At 41.0% G+C, this 19,750-nt stretch carries 11 protein-coding genes; 7 read left to right on the top strand and 4 right to left on the bottom strand.

Annotated elements, in window-relative coordinates:
• The 4 genes from ABFX33_RS02730 to ABFX33_RS02715 form a co-directional block, all read right to left on the bottom strand.
• Window positions 1-1,548, bottom strand: coding sequence for a SusD/RagB family nutrient-binding outer membrane lipoprotein (locus ABFX33_RS02730; protein ID WP_346084148.1), 1,548 nt, complete (start codon window positions 1,546-1,548; stop codon window positions 1-3).
• Between the two features lie 5 nt (window positions 1,549-1,553).
• A complete protein-coding gene (locus ABFX33_RS02725; RefSeq protein ID WP_346084146.1) occupies window positions 1,554-4,736 on the bottom strand; it encodes a SusC/RagA family TonB-linked outer membrane protein in 3,183 nt (1,060 codons plus the stop codon).
• A 587-nt stretch (window positions 4,737-5,323) separates the two neighbouring features.
• Window positions 5,324-6,856, bottom strand: a complete 1,533-nt coding sequence (locus ABFX33_RS02720) for a sulfatase family protein (protein WP_346084144.1) — start codon at window positions 6,854-6,856, stop codon at window positions 5,324-5,326.
• 142 nt (window positions 6,857-6,998) lie between these two features.
• Window positions 6,999-7,727: a FadR/GntR family transcriptional regulator gene (locus tag ABFX33_RS02715; RefSeq protein ID WP_346084142.1), complete on the bottom strand. Its 729-nt coding sequence runs from the start codon at window positions 7,725-7,727 to the stop codon at window positions 6,999-7,001.
• Window positions 7,728-7,875: 148 nt separating this feature from the next.
• On the opposite strand from ABFX33_RS02715, the gene ABFX33_RS02710 reads away from it, so the two are divergent.
• The 7 genes from ABFX33_RS02710 to ABFX33_RS02680 all read left to right on the top strand — a co-directional run bounded on the left by ABFX33_RS02710 (window position 7,876) and on the right by ABFX33_RS02680 (window position 19,634).
• A complete protein-coding gene (locus tag ABFX33_RS02710) occupies window positions 7,876-11,184 on the top strand; it encodes a SusC/RagA family TonB-linked outer membrane protein (RefSeq protein WP_346084141.1) in 3,309 nt (1,102 codons plus the stop codon).
• 10 nt (window positions 11,185-11,194) lie between these two features.
• Entirely contained in the window at window positions 11,195-12,760 is a 1,566-nt protein-coding gene (locus ABFX33_RS02705; protein WP_346084139.1) for a RagB/SusD family nutrient uptake outer membrane protein, read from the top strand.
• A 76-nt stretch (window positions 12,761-12,836) separates the two neighbouring features.
• On the top strand, window positions 12,837-13,757 hold the full coding sequence (locus tag ABFX33_RS02700) for a dihydrodipicolinate synthase family protein (RefSeq protein WP_346084138.1): 921 nt from the start codon (window positions 12,837-12,839) through the stop codon (window positions 13,755-13,757).
• An 88-nt stretch (window positions 13,758-13,845) separates the two neighbouring features.
• A complete protein-coding gene (locus tag ABFX33_RS02695; RefSeq protein ID WP_346084136.1) occupies window positions 13,846-14,982 on the top strand; it encodes a hypothetical protein in 1,137 nt (378 codons plus the stop codon).
• A gap of 28 nt (window positions 14,983-15,010) precedes the next feature.
• On the top strand, window positions 15,011-16,246 hold the full coding sequence (locus ABFX33_RS02690) for an MFS transporter (RefSeq protein WP_346084134.1): 1,236 nt from the start codon (window positions 15,011-15,013) through the stop codon (window positions 16,244-16,246).
• 29 nt (window positions 16,247-16,275) lie between these two features.
• Complete coding sequence (locus tag ABFX33_RS02685; RefSeq protein ID WP_346084133.1) at window positions 16,276-18,381, top strand: GDSL-type esterase/lipase family protein; 2,106 nt, start codon at window positions 16,276-16,278, stop codon at window positions 18,379-18,381.
• Window positions 18,382-18,413: 32 nt separating this feature from the next.
• Entirely contained in the window at window positions 18,414-19,634 is a 1,221-nt protein-coding gene (locus ABFX33_RS02680; RefSeq protein ID WP_346084131.1) for an AGE family epimerase/isomerase, read from the top strand.
• The last annotated feature ends 116 nt before the right edge of the window (window positions 19,635-19,750 follow it).

Genomic DNA, 19,750 nt, shown 5'->3' with positions numbered 1-19,750 from the left:
TTATTTATTCCACCATACTTTGGTGTTGATCACATCATCTCCTTGTTGCGCCAGGGCTGCTTGATAATTTGATCTATTTGTACTTTGTTCTTTCAATGGATACACCAAACGACTTGGTATGGCATCGCCAACTTCGGGATTAAAGGTATAGGTGACGGGTTTGCCATCGATAGTTCCGCTCCAGGTGACATCTCCTTTTTTGATGAGAAATAATGGGTAGCCTGTTCTTCTGATTTCTGACCAAGCTTCTATGCTCTGATTGAAAAGTGCTAAGTATTTTTGGGAAAGCACATGCTCTTTATTAGCAGCTGGCAGTTTGCTGATATAGCTATTAATATCTTCTTGCGATACCCCCCATTTTTCTAGCGAAGCGCGGGTTCCTTTCTCATAATTAGTCTGATCCCAATTGTTATTTTCTGCCAAGAGGAATGCTACTTCAGCGTATTCCAGAAGAACTTCGCCATAGTCAGCCGCGTTGATCGCGTCACTTGGTAAAGATATTTTATCCACAGGGAATAGATTTCCGGCGGCTAAAGGAAGCCCATACGGCTGGCCGAAATAGGCGTTTCCTGAGGATGTTGGTTTTGCGAATTTAGACAAGCGAGGATCTGCAATTTTAAAGGGACCACGTGTACCCTGAAGGGCTTCTATAAGTACATTTGAAACGGCGAAATCTTTTCGGTTGGCTGTCACTGTGGCCCGGAATAGTGGTGCTTCATTGGGTGGAGTTTTAGAATATTTAAATACGGCATTATCGCTGTTAGCGGTAAATACGCCTTTCTTTATCGCATCGGCAATATGCGTTGCTGCCAATGCAGCATCTTTTGCCTTAATGCGATTGGCTATCCGTAACCGTAGTGAATTGGCAAATTTTGCCCAGCTGGCATTGGATCCCTTGTAGATAATATCAGCAGTGCCAAATGTAGTTGCTGTTGTATATTTCGTTAGGGTATCAGCCGCTTGTTGCAGTTCGTTTAGAATATCTTTATAGATTTTTTCCTGATTTGCATACTTAGGCGTTAAGTTGTCTGGGTCCTGTTGCAGGGCTTCAAAATCAGCATCTTTATTTCCGTAAGACTCATAGGGAATATTACCAAAAACATCGGTTAACGATTGAAAAGCATAAGATTTAAGAATTCTTGCAATCGCAATCTGATTCGCATTGGAACCTGCTGTTCCTGCTGCGGCGATGGCCTTAGTCTTTTCATTTGAATTGAGTTTTATAATTTCATTCAGATTATTGAGTGATTTGTAAGTTGCCGTCCAGTAATTATCGGAATAACTCGTTGGTATTTGATAACGCGATTGATCGGTGTATATATTTTGTGCAAAATATTGTGAAAATAATTGTGCTCCACGTAAACTGACCTCTTCGCTTCGTAAGGCATTAATCAATTGCTTTTCGGCCGTTACCAAAATTGTCGGTGTTGTGACGGTGGCGGGACGGTTAGGATCTGTATTTATATCGTTAAATGTAGATTTAGAGCATGATGTAACAATAAGTGAAGCACCGATTACTGAAGCATATAATATAGTTGATATTTTCATTTTTTTTAGAATTTAAGGTTTACATTAAAACCGTAAGTAACAGGAACAGGGATATTACCACCTTCAATACCCTGTACATTACCGCCACTGGAGGTGAATTCAGGATCAATGTATTTACTCTTGGTATAGATATTCCAAAGATTACGGCCATAGACATTGACCCCAATATTTTTAATGACTTTGGCATTGGCTAATTTGAAATTATAACCCAGCGTCACTTCTCTCAGTTTAACATAAGTGGCATCAAAAATGGAAAAAGTGGTCGGACCATTGTACTCATTGCGCGCCCATTGCTGCGCTGTAATATTGGTGGTATTTTGTTGAACGTTCTCAACGGCATATGTACCGTCGCTGTGGAATGTTACATCGCCTTTGACACCATCCAAAATAACACCCGTTTCACGGATATTATTAGCCGCTGTTTTGTCCAGGATGCCTGAATACATACCAACTTTATAGGTTTGGGAGAAAAATTTTCCGCCAACACGACCTGAGACCAAAAATCCTAAGCTAAAGTTCTTGTAGCGGAAGCTATTTTGAAAACCAAAGGTGAAATCAGGAAGAATAGATCCCAGGGGCACCAATTGGGAGGTTTTCATGTAAGTTCCATCCGCCTGAACAACGCGTTGTCCATCTGCTGCATATACAAAGTCATAGCCTAAAAATTGTCCATAGGACTCGCCTTCACGTGCGACTAATTCAACCAACGAATTACTTAAACTTAAGGTATTTACCTGATCGTCTAATTTGATCACTTTGTTTTTGTTTTTGGCCCAGTTAATTGTAGCGTCCCAAGTAAAGTTTTCATTTTTGATTGGCGTACCATTAAGAACAATTTCGAGACCTTTGTTATTAATTTTTCCCGCATTAAATACTTTGCTTGCGTATCCAAAAGACGAAGAAACAGGAACAGGAAGGATTTGATTTCTAGAATTATTGTTGTAGTAGGTTATATCAAATCCTAAGCGATTTTTGAACAATTGCACGTTCAGACCTGTTTCCCAAGAACTGGTAATTTCAGGTTTTAAATTAGCATTTGGTTTAATACTCGGGAGGCCATAGGAAGCTTGCCCTTCATACGATTGCTCGGGTTCATAGACCTTATATAGTTGATAAGGATCTGTGTCATTCCCGACTTGGGCCCATCCTAAGCGTATTTTTCCGAAACTTAGCCAATCCAATTGTTTGAATGCTTCTAATTGACTAAAGACAAAACTACCTGTTAGGGAAGGATATATAAAAGAGTTGTTATCTGTTGGTAATGTTGAAGACCAATCATTACGCACTGTTCCATCTAAGTAAAGCAAATCATTATATCCTAAAGAAAAGCTTCCATAAACAGATGCAATGCGTCTGTGATATTTAAAGTTGTCAATTTTGACTGAATTCGCATTTTTTAGATTGTAATAATTTGGAATAATTAGACCGCCTTGTGTAATAGCATAATCTTGCTTGCGCTGCTGGTCACGAAGATTGGCTCCGATATTTCCAATGAGTGAGAATTTATCCCAGTTTTTTTTTGCTGTAGCTAAAAATTCATAATTATATTCGTTTAGTTTATTGCTTGTCTCTTCATATTGTGAAGTGCTGCGAGAGTATACAGCGATACGGTCCTGAGATTGGAACGAATAAATATCGCCATGTACTTTAGCTCCTAAGGAAAGCCAGCTATTCAAGTCATATTGTAAGCCAATATTTCCATAAAAGCGGTCTCTATTATCTTCCATATAAGACTCGTAAGCAGACCAATAGGGGTTATCGATAAAGCGCGTTGCTTCTGCTGTAGGTGTATTTTGCCATCCAGTACGATTCCATGCTAATGGAGTTCCATCCTCACGTTTATAATTTTCCAATAACTTGTAATCCACTTGTACTGCTCCCCATTGGAATGCCTCGAGGATAATATTTCTGTTGGATGCACCTGTCCATGGGCGGCCTACGGATGCGTTACGGATATAGTTGAAATTAGAATTGATTTTCAATTTGCCCAGCTGCGTTCCTCCCGAAAAGTTAAACGTATTACGACCTAAACTAGAATTTGGAGTTGTTCCTTTTACATTTTTGTTCGTGTAGGAAAATCGGTAATTTGTATTTCCACTATTGCCGGCGATAGCAAAATTATTGGTATTGGCTACACCAGTCCGAAAGAAATAACTGACATCATTTTTGGGATAAAGCCATGGCGACGGATTCAGGTAATTGGATTCGTCTTCAGGGTTTAAATTATACCACTGTAAGACAGGTGTACCATCGAGTTTAGGACCCCAGCTTTCATCTGCAGCATAATCTACGATTTTGTAGTCTGTACCATTGATATTTTGCGTTTGAAAAGCAGTAGAGTAACCCTGACCGTATAAATGTTGTCTTTTTGGAAGTCGGACAATATTCTCAAAATCAACACCAGTGTTTAACGAAATATCTATCTTTTCCCCCTTTGAGGCGCGCTTTGTGGTAATTAATATAACACCATTAGCGGCTCTCGAACCATACAGGGCAGCAGCCGACGGACCTTTTAATACGGAGATGTTATCGATATCGTCAGGATTGATATCTTGTATCATATTACCGACGTCTTTGCCTGCGCTTCCGTTTATGGTAGATGAGGAGTTTAAATCGGTGTTATCAATTGGAGTACCATCAACAACATACAACGGTTGGTTATTTCCCGCAATTGAATTGATACCCCGAAGCAAAACGTGGGAGGATCCCCCCATATTGCCTCCCGACGTAGTCACTTGAAGACCTGCTACTTTCCCGGAAAGCGCACTGAGCGCGTTAGTGGGACGTGTTTGAAGTTCAACAGATTTGACTTCTTGGACCGCATATCCTAATGATTTCTTTTCGCGCGAAATACCCAAGGCTGTTACAACGACTTCATCCAATTGGGAACTCGTTGGTGAAAGCTGGATTGTTGTAAGTCCGCCGGAATTGGTTTGGACAGTTTTGGAATCAAAACCAATATATTGAACCTGGATACTGATGGTATTACCACTTGATGGTAATTCGAAAAGGCCATTTGCATCCGTTTGCACCTGTTTTTTGCTTATTATTTCTGTAATCGTTGCACCTTGAATAGGGCTGTTGTTGTTGTCGACAACTTTTCCTTTTATGGTGGATTGAGCGTATAGCGTGCCCGTGCTTAAGCAAAGCGCTGCCAGTACGACAAAATCTATGTTGTTTTTTGCCATATAAATTTTAGTGATAATGTGTGGATCTTTTTGTTTGTGGTTATAGGAGATCGTTTGAATCGAACTGAAAAACATCTCCTAGAAGCATTCGTTTTACAGGTATATGTATTGCACTGATTTTCATGTGTTAAAAAATGTTAATGCAAATATATAAAATCTACCTAATAACTATACTTTATTTTTTGTTTTTTTGTAATTATGATGTCAGAATGCCCATGATAATCTTATTGGCTAGATAGGACGACCGTTTTTATCGCAATGGAATACTGAGTGGATATCTTTTTCATAAAATAACTTATTGGAATTCTGCTTATAATACAAATGGAATACCAGTAAAGCACCTTAGTCGTATAGATACAGTATGGATTAAGTATGCATAAAGTATGAATGAAGTATCGCTATGGGGGTATATAAGTTCATATTTAGCCGGTACCTTATTGTTGCTGTAAACGTCTTTATAAGGTGAAGGCCATGGGGAATCCATACAACAATATAGTTGAAGAGGGAGTTTCCTTGCGGATTAACAAGAATAGGATGAAGGTATGAAATGAAACAGGGTATCTCGTTTATGGATACCCTGTTTTTATTTAACGGTCAATGTTTACTTTATAAATTGTTTCGGCTTCATCATCATCAAATTGCCGGATTTGCGCGATGAGTTTTTGTTTCATTTTAGTGACTACGCGCTGATAGCTTGGGTCCTTATAAACGTTTCGAAGCTCATTCGGATCTTTTTCAAGATCGAAAAGCTCCCAGCTTTCGACCCGTTTATAATAACGGATAAGTTTATAACGGTCGTCCCTAACGCCAAAATGAGGACTTACGGCATGCTCTCCATTTTCAAAATAATGATAATATAGATCTTTGCGGTGCTCTTCTTTTGTGTTTTTTAGGACATGGACAAAGGATTTTCCCTGCATATCAACAGGTTTTTTGACTGCTGCCAACTCGAGTAGGGTGGGAGCGATATCAGCATTCACCAATTTTGCTTCGATTTTTGTCGCAGGTTTAATCATTGGGGGATAACGCATTAACATCGGTGTCCGGAATGACTCTTCGTACATCCATCGTTTATCAAACCAACCGTGTTCGCCCATATAGAATCCCTGATCCGAAAGATAGATCACGATGGTATTTTGGCGGAGAGATTTCTGATCCAGGTAGTCCAATACTTTACCTATATTGCGATCCATAGATTGAGCGGTATTGAGATAATCGATCATATAGCGTTTGAACTTCCACTCGGCAAGCTGTTTGCCTGTTAGCTTGCCTTGTTGCAGTTGTTCATAAATTGGACGATAATAGGCGATATACTTGTTTTTCTGATCTTGGTCCATTCGTTTGAAATTACCGTCATTCATCATTTCTTCTAATGAGTTGAACATTTTGAGATCATAACCCATCTTCATATCCTTATCGATTGACATTTCCTGTAACGCGGCGGCCTGTCTGCTTTGGTAGTTATCATAAAATGTTGATGGTAGGGTAAAATTCACGGTATCATAGGTTCCGAAGTCTTTTGGGTCGGGCATCCATGTGCGGTGTGTCGCCTTATGACCGATGACCAGACAGAAGGGTTTGTTTGAATCTAAGGTGTCCAGCCAATTGATGGATTTTTCTGTCACGATATCTGATACATAGCCTTCAGCGCGCTTGCGCCCTTGTTTGCTGATGAAATCTGGATTGAAATACGTGCCTTGACCCACCAGGATATCATAATAATTAAATCCCTGAAGCTTTTCTCCTAAATGAATTTTGCCCACCCAAGCTGTTTGGTAGCCCACCTGTTGTAACTGTTTGACGAATAAATCCTGATTGAAATCAAATTCAGAAGTTTCATTGTCCTTAAATCCATTCTTGTGGCTATACTTGCCTGTTAGTAGCGTGGCTCTGGCTGGACCACAAATGGAGTTGTTCACATATGCATGGTTGAAAATTGCCCCTTCAGTCGCAATACGATCAATTTGAGGCGTTTTAGCATACCTGGAGCCATAGGCACTAATGGTTTGATAGGCATGGTCGTCTGATATAATAATGATGATGTTGGGACTTTTCTGCGCTGAAGAGTATGTATAGATCAACAGCATAAATAATGTGAATAATAGCGTTCTCAGTTTCATTTACAGATTTATAGCGGTTCAGATTAAATCATAAAGTTAACGATTATTATGTATTACATAAAATAGTTTAATAAAAAACATATCCTAAATGGAGATCGTTACATATTTGCACTTACTTCCTAAAACCGAAGCAGAAGGTAATTTATCCAACAGATTTCTTATATAGAAAAAGTCTTTGATAATGATTGTCCAAATGCTTGCGCATTGCATTGCGAAAAACTTCTGCATTGCCGACCTTTAATATGTCTACTAAGCCTCGATGCGAGATAAAGGTTTTTGATTCACTCGGACTGGTTAACAGGCCACTAATATGTACATATTGAAAAACAGGCAATAACATATTCTGGAAATCTTTGAGAATAGTGTTTCCGGTTATTTCATAAAGCTTTCCATGGAAGGCAACTTCTGTTTCAATATCAAAAATTGTATTGTCTGAATTGACAGGCTCTTTTGCGACAATAGCTTCCAGCTCTTTGATATCTTTTTCCTGTATATGTTCAAATAATATATCTGCCATACCTACTTCCAATACCATACGCATTTCAAAAAGATCTTGTAAGGTCTTATTTTCCATAATCGTCGGATAGAGCGATTTCCGTAGAGGTTTTATAAGATCAGGACTTGTAAGCACTGCTCCTCGATGTTTCTTCGATTCAATTAAGCCTACCATGCGTAATCTCAGCATTGCCTCGCGAACAACCGTGCGGCTTACGCCCAGTGTTTCTGCTAATTCGATTTCTTTGGGTAACGCGTCCCCAACCTTCAGACCTTGATTGACAAACAGATTGATGATTTCTTTCTCTGCACGGTCTACTAAAGAAGAGGTATCGAGGGTGTTAAGATGTTCTATTAGCGAAGAGTTTGATTCCATATATATTTTCATGGCGCATTGGGCACCTTTAGACAAAGATAATTAATAAAAATCAATAATATGTATTACATAATTATATTAAAATTTGCTTTTCATATTTTTTAATCTATATATTTGCATATATGTAATACTTAATACAAAAACCAATATGTATTCAAACCTAAAATTACGATCCCTTTTAGCCTTGTCTATATTGACAGGTAATCTGCTCTTGGCGCAAGCACAGGACCATGCGGTAAAAGGGAGAATCACTGATGCCAAGACAGGGGAACTTTTGGGGAAAGTCACTGTTAAAGTCAAAGGAACAAATCAATCCTTACAGACAAATGCTGATGGAACGTTCGCTGTTAGCACAAATCCTAACACGGTCTTAATAATTACATCAACAGGGTATAAGCCCTTTGAAGTGAAAGTTGGGCAAACAAACTTACTGGATATCAAATTAGAGCCCAGTACGGAGCAGATGGACGAAGTCGTCGTGGTGGGCTATGGTAAAATAAAAAAATCCAATTTGACCGGTTCCGTAAGTAGGCTCGACAAGAAGGTGCTAGAGACTGGCGTTCGTTCCAATCCTGCCTCTGCTTTAGCCGGTACCGTACCCGGTATCAGAGTGCAACAAACTTCCGGAAGACCCGGGGCTGTTCCTAAGATTGTCTTACGTGGTGGGACAGATTATGATGGTAGCGGTACTCCTTTGGTTATCGTCGATGGTATCATTAGGGATGGATTTAATGATATCAACCAAAATGACATAGAATCAATAGATGTGCTCAAAGATGCCTCGGCTACTGCCATCTATGGCGCAAGAGCTTCCAATGGCGTAATTCTCATAACAACAAAACGTGGAAAAGAAGGCGTGTCCAATATCGTTGTTCAGTCGAAAATCGGTATCAATAAACTGAATAATCCTTTTAATTTCCTAAACGCCAAAGATTATTTATACTGGTCAAGAAAAGGGGTGCAAACTTCTGGAATCTACCAGCCAAATCAGTTGAATCAGTTGTCAGCTGTGGGACCTTTTGGAACAGGCAACAAGTTTAAGGATGATCAGGGAAATTATCTTGATGGTAATGTCAGCAGTAACGCTGTGTGGAGCACAATGTATCTGGATGATAGTAATCGTGAATTGTTGCAGCAGGGATGGCAGACCATGAATGATCCCATAACAGGTAAAGAATTGATTTTTAAAGATTTTGATTATGAAGATTATGCGTTACGGAATAATAGTCTAACGCAGGATTACAATGTTGCTTTACAGGGGGGAACACAAAAGGGAAGTTACTATGCCAGTGTAGGAAAATATAATGAGAAAGGATTGCCCATCAATACTTTTTATGACCGGACCACCTTTGTTTTAAATGGCGACTACAAAATCAAACCTTGGTTGCAGTCTAATTCGAACGTGAACTTCTCCTACACCAAATGGAGAGACGCAATCAACGGTGAAGCGAATTATATGACCAGGGCCCTGGGGGCGCCACCAACAATGCGCGGTACCAATATGAATGGAGACCTGTTGGTGGGACGTGATTGGCAGGATGGTAACCCGCTCGTCAATGATGACAAATTTATTCGTAAGAATATCAATCAAAAACTAACCTTGGGGCAGGCTTTCACAGTAGATTTTTTGGATAATCTGAGCTTAAGGGTCAGCGGCAACTGGTTTTTTAATCAAGAAACGAATGAGTCGTTTAACCGCGATTATCTGGCAAGCCCCGGGAATTACGTTAGAACTCGTAATTCGGGCGCATCTTATTACAAAAACTTTAATCAAACCTACAATGCTGTATTGAACTACAATACAAGCATTGGTGAAGACCACCATATTAACGCGATGTTGGGTTCTGAATTTTTTGATTCCTATCGCACAAGTTTCTCCGCTTCAGGGACTGGCGCACCCACAGATGATTTTATGGATTTGGGATTGACCAGTCCGGACGCGAATAAGCGAAGTATTGATTCTTATCATGATCGTCAGCGTATTACCTCTTTTTTTGGCCGTGTCAATTATGATTATCAACAAAAATACCTGATGACATTAACCGCGCGACGCGATGGGTATTCCACCCTTTTGAATAACCGCTGGGGAACATTTCCGGGAATTTCTGTCGGCTGGAATTTGCATAATGAAGAATTTCTTAAAGATTATATTGGTTCGGGCAACTCCATCAATACGTTGAAATTAAAAGCGAGCTATGGTGAAAATGGTAACGTCGATGCTGTATTCAAAGGTCAGACAACAAGAGATTCGTATATTTTACAAGGTGCTTATGGAAGTTCAAAATATGATGGTGCGGTAGGTTATACAATGACATCCCTGTCCATTCCCAATCTGAAATGGGAAAGCTTGAAAACTAAGGAGATTGGTTTGGAAACCAGATTGTTTAACCGTTTGGATCTGAGCTTAGCTTATTACCATAGAACAACAAAGGATAAAATTGCGACATTGACCCTGCCGCAATCGGCAGGGTTCCGGACAATTCGAACCAATAATGGAGATATGTCCAATCAAGGTGTGGAGGTGGATTTAAATTACCAAATACTACGCAACAAAGACTGGAATTTGAGCTTTAACTGGAATACCGCGTATAATAAAAATAAAGTACTAAAACTTCCTTACAATGGTGTGGCTAATAATCGTCAGGGAGGTATCCAGGTTTACGATCCCGGTTCAAAGGAATTGATTTGGGTGGGTGGAACCCAGGAAGGTCAAGATCCAAACGTTGCCTATGCTTACGAAGCTGTTGGAATCATTCGGAGCCAGGCAGACTTAGACCGGTATGCTGGTCAATTGAAAGATTTGATCGGTGCGAGAACACTGGTTCATCCGGATGCTTTTAATGCTCTATCGGAGGATCAGAAGAAATTGTATTATCCGCTTGCTTTGGGCGATGTCATGTGGAAAGATGTCAATGGCGATGGAATAATCAATTCGTATGACCGTGTATATATGGGCAATACTGTACCGCGTTGGACAGGAGGTTTTGGAGCAACACTAAGCTACAAGGACTTTAGCCTATATACACGATTGGATTATGCGTTAGGTTTTGTTGCTTATGATGGACCTAGAGCTTGGTTTTTGGGCATGATGCAAGGCACCTTTAATACAACAGATGCAGTTTTCGATACTTGGACTACGGAAAATCCAAATGCGAAGTACCCAACCTACTATTGGGCAGATCAACTGTTCAAGAACAACACCAGCCGTGAAAGCAGTATGTTTTATAATAAGGGCGATTATCTGGCATTACGTGAGATTTCTTTAGGATACAAACTGCCGAATGCGATTGCGCAAAGAATCAAAATGGAGGGAATGCGGGTTTCACTAACAGGTCAAAATCTCCATTATTGGACAAAAAATACACTGTTCTCAGCTGAAAGCGGTAGAGTAGACCAAAACAGCGGTGGATATCCGCTCCCTAAGACGTTTATTTTTAGCCTTCAATTAACCTTTTAATCGTTAAATTATGAAAAAGATATTTGTTTATTGCTGTGTTATCATAGCGGCATTTACATCTTGCAAAGAAATTGATCTGGAAATTACGCCGGAAGACTATTTTGCAAGTGGAAGTTTCTGGAAAAGTAATGATCAAGTTGCCGGCGCGATGCTGGGGCTACATAGTCAATTGCGTAGTCAACAGCAGAACTTATGGAGCCTGGGCGAACTGCGGGCTGGAACATTAAGGGATGGTACCAGTTTTACCGGAACCGCATCCCTGAACTCGGCGGGGATAATTACGCAGGATATTCGGGAAAGTGCACCAGGTATAAGCGGATGGGCGGGCTTGTACGGCACCATATTCCAGGTCAATAATTTTATCTACCAAGTCGAGAAAGCGGATTATTTGACCGACGCTCAAAAAGGGTATTACTTGGGGCAGGCTTATGGGCTGCGTGCATTTTACTATTTTTATCTGTTCAGAACCTATGGACGGGTACCATTAGTGACGGAACCTCAAGCTGCGGTAAATACGCCAACTTCAGCCGACCAGGCCTATAAAGCGAGAACTGATACCGAAAAAGAAACTTTTGATTTTATCAAATCAGAGATAGATAAATCTGAGAAATCATTTTCAGGGAATTACGAGACAAAAAATCAGAAAGCGCAATGGTCCTTGGCGGCAACAAAGATGTTGAAAACGGAGGTTTATCTATGGTCCGCAAAAGTGAACATAGATGGACAATCTCCAAAAAATACCAACTCCGATTTGCAGTTGGCGAAAGCTGCCGTAGAAGAGGTAATTCCTAAATATAATCTGGTCAATAATTTTGCTGAACAGTTTAAGTCTGCTAGTATGCCAACGATGAAAGGGAATGCTGAAATGATTTTTGTCATCCGCTATTTGAATGGTGAGTCTACTTCCTTTTTTAATAATTTTATTTATGCTGCAAGTGATGATATTACTGGGTATATGGATGATAACGGCCAAGTGATTCCTAAAGATCCACTGCAAACGGGATCTACGGGATTGATCCGTTATGAATATAAAATGGATTTGTACAGATTATATGAAAAAAAGGACAACAGAGCCAATGCTACTTTTTTAAATTTTAATAAAGGAAACACATCCGCTGTTGTCTTTAGAAAGTTCCTGGGTACCTTAATTGATGGGGTACGTAACTATTCGGATGACTATCCTATTTATCGTGCGGCAGAAGCGTATTTATTATTGGCAGAGATCAAGAATAAATTGGGTGCGGATCCCACCGCTGAAATTATGGCTGTTCGGAACCGTGCGTATGGCGGGCAAGCTCCGTTGTTTAACAATGGAAGCTTTGAAGCGAATGAGATCGCAATTTTCTACGAGCGTACAAAGGAGTTTGTGTCGGAAGGTAAGCGATGGTTTGATTTAAGAAGAATGCAGGATGGAAATGGGCTGCCACTGTTGTTTCGTAAAAATCTGAATCTGGTTGGAGTTTTGGATAACAATGATGCACAGAAACATAAAATTTTGTGGCCGATCGATTTACAGACTTTAACAGAAGATCCTCAATTAAATGATCAGCAAAACCCTGGATATAAAGGAACTTAATTCAATAATGGCCTATCTCAATTTTAAACAGGTAAATTGAACGCGGGTGTTTTTAACTATTCACATAAATTATCATATGCTAAATCAAAAAATATCGGGATTAATTGCTGCGCCATTTACTCCTTTTGACGAAAACGGTGAGCTGAATCTCGAATTGATTCCATCCTATTATGAGATGCTAAAGCGAAATAGGGTGTCGGGTGCCTTTATTTGTGGCTCGACCGGAGAGGGCGTATCGCTGACATTTGACGAAAAAGTTGCGGTAATGACCGCTTGGGCCAAACTGACAAAGGACGATCCGGCGTTTACATTAATGATGCTCCTGGGGGGAACGAATATCAAAGAATGTAAACAGCTGGCTGAGCTTGCCGAGCAGGCAGGAGTCGATGTTGTTTCTTTTACGTCACCGTCATATTTTAAACCTGCGAATGTAGATCAGTTGGCAAAGTGTTGTATGGAAATCGCCCGTGCTGCTCCGAATACGGCTTTCTATTATTATCATATTCCGGTATTGACCGGCGGAAATTTTCAGATGATCGAATTATTGAAAAAAGTGGATGGAGTAATACCCAATTTTAGGGGGATTAAATATACACATGAAGATTTTATGGACTTTCTGAGCTGCATGAATTATGCTGAACGCAAATATGACATGCTCTGGGGAAGAGATGAAAATATGCTGTCCGCTTTGGTATTGGGTAATATTGGCGCGGTCGGGAGTACCTATAATTATGCAGCTCCTTTATACCTGGACTTGATCGAAGCGTATAATGAAGGGGATTTGGAAAAGGCCAATACCTTGCAGCAACAATCAATTGATATGATTGCATTGTTGGGTAAGTATGGTGGTATCGCGGTGGGAAAGGCGTATATGAAATTAATTGGTTTAAATTGTGGCGAATTTAGATTGCCTGTTAAAAATATGCCTGGGGAACAAGTTGAGGCTTTTAAGGCTGACGTAAATAAAGTCGGTTTTCAGGATTTTTGCATGCAATAATGCAAATCAGAATTTCACCATGGGAATATATGCTTCCCATGGTGAAATTACAAGGAATGGCTAACGAGATATTCGAGAATAAATAATTATGACAAAACAAAATTGGATGGGAATCGTCGTGGGAATACTCTTTGCAAGTAGTGTTAATGGACAGGTAGGCCGTTTGGAATGGCGTAATTCCATTGAATTGCCGATGATGCAAAATGGAAAGCCTTCCATTGGGGTTGCCGGTCCAATTGCTGGTCTCTCCAACGGTTATTTACTCATTGGTGGTGGGGCTAATTTTCCGGATTTGCCGCCTTGGGAAGGTGGAGCAAAAGAAATCCAAAGGGAGCTGTTTGTTTATTCAAAAAAAGGCAAGACAGTTCATTTGCTTGCACGTGATACGCTAGCGGAGGCTGTTGCCTATGCTGCCAGTTTATGTTTACCAAATGGACTGTGCGTCATTGGCGGGGAGACCCAAGAAGGAAAAACAAATGCCTGTCACTTAATTAACTTTGATAAGGATACAGGGAAAATCACAGCACTGCGTTATCCAGATCTTCCATCGCCCCTGTCCAACATGGGAGCGGTCTGCATCGAAAATAAAATTTTTATTGTGGGCGGTGAATTTCAGGATGCGGTATCAGATCAAATCCTGCAACTTGATCTGAACAATCTCGCTCAGGGATGGATACAGGTCGGAACACTGCCATATGCGGCTTCACATTTGCAATTGCTTGCGGACAAATCGCACAATCTATTTGTCGTTGGGGGACGAAAGGCTAATAAGGATACTGCCTCTACATTGTATCAAACGGTACTGAAATCTTCGGATGGAGGAAAGCACTGGGAAAAGCTAACAGAAATCCCTTTTAAGGCCGCTGCTGCTGTCGCCTGTATTTTGCCGGATGATGGATTATGGCTGCTCAGCGCAGACCGTGGAACTACTTTTCATCGTGTTGAGACTTTAATCTTTGAAGCCAAGCGCGCATCTGATCAACAGGAAGCAAAACAGTTGATCGAGGTTAAGAATCAGCTGCAGCGCAATCACCCCGGATTTGGACGGGAGATCTGGCGTTATGATCTGAGCTATGAAAAATGGAAGAAGACCGGGGAGCTTCCTTCCAATGCTCCGGTGACAACAACAGCTGTTGTATGGGATGATATGATTGTCTTACCGAGTGGTGAAGTTAAAGCTGGTGTTCGATCCCCAAAGATTTTACTGGCTACATTTTTAAAGTGATCGGATAAAAAACAGAATATAGACCAATATGATATCTTCCTTACAAAATAAATCTTTTTATCCCTGGCTCGTTGTAGCCCTACTTTGGGGGGTAGCCCTATTGAATTACATGGATCGTCAAATGCTGTCGACCATGCGGGATGCCATGCAAATTGATATCCCCGTATTGCAAAGTGCCGAAACTTTTGGTGTGTTAATGGCAGTTTTTCTTTATATCTATGGCATCATGAGTCCTATAGCGGGCATTGTTGCTGATCGTAGCAATAGAAAATGGCTGATCGTAGGAAGTTTGTTTGTCTGGTCTGCAGTAACTTATGGAATGGGGATGGCAAATGACTATCCTACATTACTGGTATTAAGGGCTATTATGGGATTTAGTGAAGCCTTATATATTCCTACTGCGCTTTCGTTGATCGCAGATTATCATACGGGGAAAAACCGTTCACTTGCCATTGGTCTGCATATGACAGGATTATATACTGGTCAGGCATTGGGGGGCTTTGGAGCTACATTGGCTGCGACGAAGGGATGGCATACTGCGTTTCATTGGTTTGGAATTATAGGAATTTGCTATGCCTTGGTTCTCGCGTTGTTACTCGTGGAAAAAAAGAATGAACCCGCTTCGGAAGAGGTAAATTTGAAAGGCCAATTGTCGCTGCATAAAAGTCTGTTACTAATCTTCTCCAATGTGGCATTTTGGATTCTATTGTTTTATTTCGCCGCGCCAAGTTTGCCGGGATGGGCCATAAAAAATTGGCTGCCGACTTTATTTGCGGACAGTCTGGGTATACCAATGGCCAGTGCAGGTCCTTTATCGACGATTACGATTGCGATATCATCCTTTATCGGCGTAATTGTAGGTGGAATAGTGAGTGACCGATGGGTGCAAAAGCATATTCGGGGCCGCATCTATACCAGCGCTATTGGTCTTGGGTTAACCATCCCCGCTTTGGTGCTTTTGGGTGTCGGGCAGACACTGCCCGCCGTATTGGGGGCCGCAATTTGTTTTGGAATTGGTTTCGGGATATTCGATGCAAACAATATGCCTATTCTTTGTCAGATCGTGCCGAACAACTTGCGCGCAACAGCTTATGGGTTCATGAATATGGTAGGTGTATTTGCCGGTGCCGCTATAACCCAATGGTTGGGCAAGTTTAAAGATGAAGGGCACTTTGGACTGGGGTTCGCGGTGCTAGGCGGAGCAGTATTAATCGCTCTTTTATTGCAGCTACTATTGCTGAAACCGAAAGAGACGGAGGAATAATGATTTCCTTAATATATCAGGCAATGAAGATGAAATCTATAATTGGGTCGATCGCCAATCGCATGCTGAAAAAGCTGATGTTTTTTATAAGTTTGATTGTCCCTTTTTCAACCTCTCTGGGACAAGCACCTATTAAGGTCGCTTGTATCGGTAACTCCGTAACCTTTGGCTATGGTCTTGCTCATCCGGCACAGGATTCTTATCCCGTTCAACTTCAAGCCTTGCTGGGCCAGGAGTTTGAGGTACGTAATTTTGGTCATTCGGGGGCTACACTATTGCGTAAAGGGCATAGACCGTATGATAAAACGCCTGAATACCGAAAGGCATTGGCTTTTAAACCCGATGTTACCATTATCCACCTGGGGCTCAATGATACGGATCCAAGAAATTGGCCCAATTACAGAAATTCATTTTCATCGGATTATGCAGCATTGATTGACTCCATACGGGCGGTCAACCGAGACATGCAGATTTATATATGTCGGTTGACACCGATTTTTAGTGGCCATCCGCGTTTTCTATCTGGGACACGTGCGTGGTATGATCAAATTCAGGCACTTTTACCACAGATAGCGGCGAGTAATCAGGTGGGATTGATTGATCTTCATACGCCGCTCCATACTCGAATTGATCTGTTTGATGACTATTTACATCCAAATCGACAAGGGGCAGCAATAATCGCAAGACAGGTAGCTAATATATTACGCCCCCTTAAACAGGACTTGCAAGTGGCTGAAACGCTCGGTTCGGATATGGTACTCCAACGTGACTGGGAAAATAGTATTCATGGTAAGGGAACTGCAGCAGCTGAGGTAAAAATTGTATTTAATAAAAAGACTTTTAAGACCATCGTGCATCCTGATGGCTTTTGGGTAATCAAACTTCCCAAGATGAGGGCCGGGGGGCCTTACAATATCCTGATATACTCGGGTAATAAAAAAATCGAATTAAAAAATATCCTCTTTGGAGATGTATATCTCGCTTCCGGACAATCGAACATGGCTTTTGAACTTCGTAGAGCCACAAAAGGTGAGCAGTTAATCAAAGATGCAGCTGGCTTAAAGAATCTGCGTCTTTTTAAATGCCGTAATTTAGCTGAAACCAACGCGGTTGCCTGGGATACCGCTACCTTAAAAAAAGTCAACGACTTACTGTATTTTGATGGTGCTTGGGCTGTGCCTACATCAGATGAAGCGGCAGGGTTTTCCGCCGTAGCCTATTCTTTCGCTGAACAGATCGCTAGAGAACAACATATACCTATTGGCATTATTGATTTATCTGTTGGTGGATCTAATACGGAATCATGGATTGACCGCAAGTCTTTAGAAAACGACGATCTGTTGGCTTCTTATATCCACAACTGGCGGAAATCAGATTTTTTGCAGGACTTTTGTCGGGAGCGCGCCAGTCAAAATTTGTTTCATTCAACAATAAGGAACCAACGCCACCCTTATCAGCCGGCCTACAATTTTGAAGCAGGAGTCAATAAATGGCTGGATACAGGTTTGAAAGCGATACTTTGGTATCAAGGTGAAAGTAATACCCATAACATGGAACTTCATGAGCGTCTTTTCAAAACATTGGTGTCTTCCTGGCGAAAAAATTTCAATCAGCATCTGCCTTTCTATTTTGTTCAGCTGACGAGTTTGGATAGACCTTCATGGGGTGACTTTAGAAACTCGCAACGCTTATTGGAGAAACAGATTGAAGATACCCATATGGCAGTAACATTTGATCTCGGTGATTCTTTGGATGTACATCCGCACGAAAAGTTATTGGTAGGCCAGCGTCTGGCCAACTTGGTGAGTAAATATGTATATGGAGCATCGTTGAATGCGAATCATCCGGAGCCCGTAAGATGCAAGGTCCAAGCGGATAAGCTGTTATTGACATTCGATCATTGTGCCCGATTAAAAGTAAAGGGCAACGGCCCTCTAAAAGGTTTTCAATTGGTGGACAATAGGGGCAGAATATTCGAAGCTAACGCTAGTATCGTATCGGAAAATGTCGTCGAGATCCGAAAACCAACGGTAGATCTGATCAGACTGCTGTATGGATACGAACCTTTCAGCCGGGCAAATCTTCAGAATGAAATTGGTATACCAGTGTCCACCTTTGATTTGAGAATAAAGTAAACCTAAACGAATTGATGTAAAAACTGGAAAAGATGAAACAGACAAATATAAAAGATACAACAGAAATACTAGATGCTGCTTATTTGAAAGAATTGGAAGTCTTTTATAGCGATAAGCTTTTAGAAGATACCCTTCCATTTTGGTTTCCTCGATCAATTGACCATGAATGTGGTGGCTATCTATTCATGCGGGATCAGGAGGGTACCTTGATTGATACCGATAAGGCTGTATGGATACAGGGCCGGGCATGCTGGTTGCTGGCTACACTTTACAATACGGTTGAACAAAAAGAAGAATGGTTGGAAGCCGCTCGCATTGGTTATGAATTTCTGAAGAAATATTGTTTTGATGCAAATGGCAAAATGTATTTTCATGTAGACCGTCAGGGAAATCCAATTCGTATGCGTCGTTATTTTTTCTCCGAGACATTTGCGGCCATAGCATTTGCTGCCTATGCAAAAGCAGCCGGGGATCTGAATATTGCGGCAGAAGCTCGACATCTATTTGGTATATGCATAGACTATGCAAATGGTGCAAAATTGATCGAGCCAAAATATGAACCAACTAGACCAATGAAGGGAATAGGCGTACCGATGATTATGATCAACACGGCACAACAGATCCGCGAAACTATTAATGACCCACGTTGTGACCAAGTCATTAGTTCCTGTATAGCGGAAATCGAAAAAGATTTTGTAAAAGATGATATTCGATGTGTCATGGAACAGGTGGGGCCGCAGGGGGAAATTATCGACCATATTGATGGACGTACACTCAATCCGGGCCATGCTATTGAGGGCGCTTGGTTTATTTTGCATGAAGCAAGATATCGGAATGGGGATCCGGATTTGGTTGACCTTGGCTGCCGTATGCTGGATTATATGTGGGAACGCGGCTGGGACAAAGAATATGGCGGGATACTCTATTTTAAGGATGTCTATAATAAGCCTGTTCAAGAATACTGGCAGGATATGAAATTCTGGTGGCCGCAGAATGAAACGATTATAGCAACATTACTTGCTTATGTTATGACGGGTGATCCGAAATATAAGCATTGGCATCAACAAATCAATCAGTACGCTTATGACCATTTTCATGATAAAACGAATGGCGAATGGTTCGGATATCTTCACCGGGATGGAACCATAGCGCAAACCGCAAAGGGAAATTTATTTAAAGGACCTTTTCATCTCCCGCGTCAGGAGTGGTATTGTATGCAAGTTTTGAAGGAATTTAGTTCGATCAAGTTATAAATGGTTATGCGAAGGTATTGCGATACAAATAGCTGTTTTGTTAAGCTGATTGTTTTTTTGTGCTTAATCATCAGCCCCTTCTTTTGTTTTGCTGGCACAGGAAGCCCTTTGCTGCC

Origin of the sequence: Sphingobacterium ginsenosidimutans, from assembly GCF_039536865.1 — a bacterium.
In the GTDB taxonomy this organism is placed as follows: domain Bacteria; phylum Bacteroidota; class Bacteroidia; order Sphingobacteriales; family Sphingobacteriaceae; genus Sphingobacterium; species Sphingobacterium detergens.
Note: the sequence above shows the minus strand (reverse complement) of the source record. Positions and strands in the feature narration are given on the sequence as shown.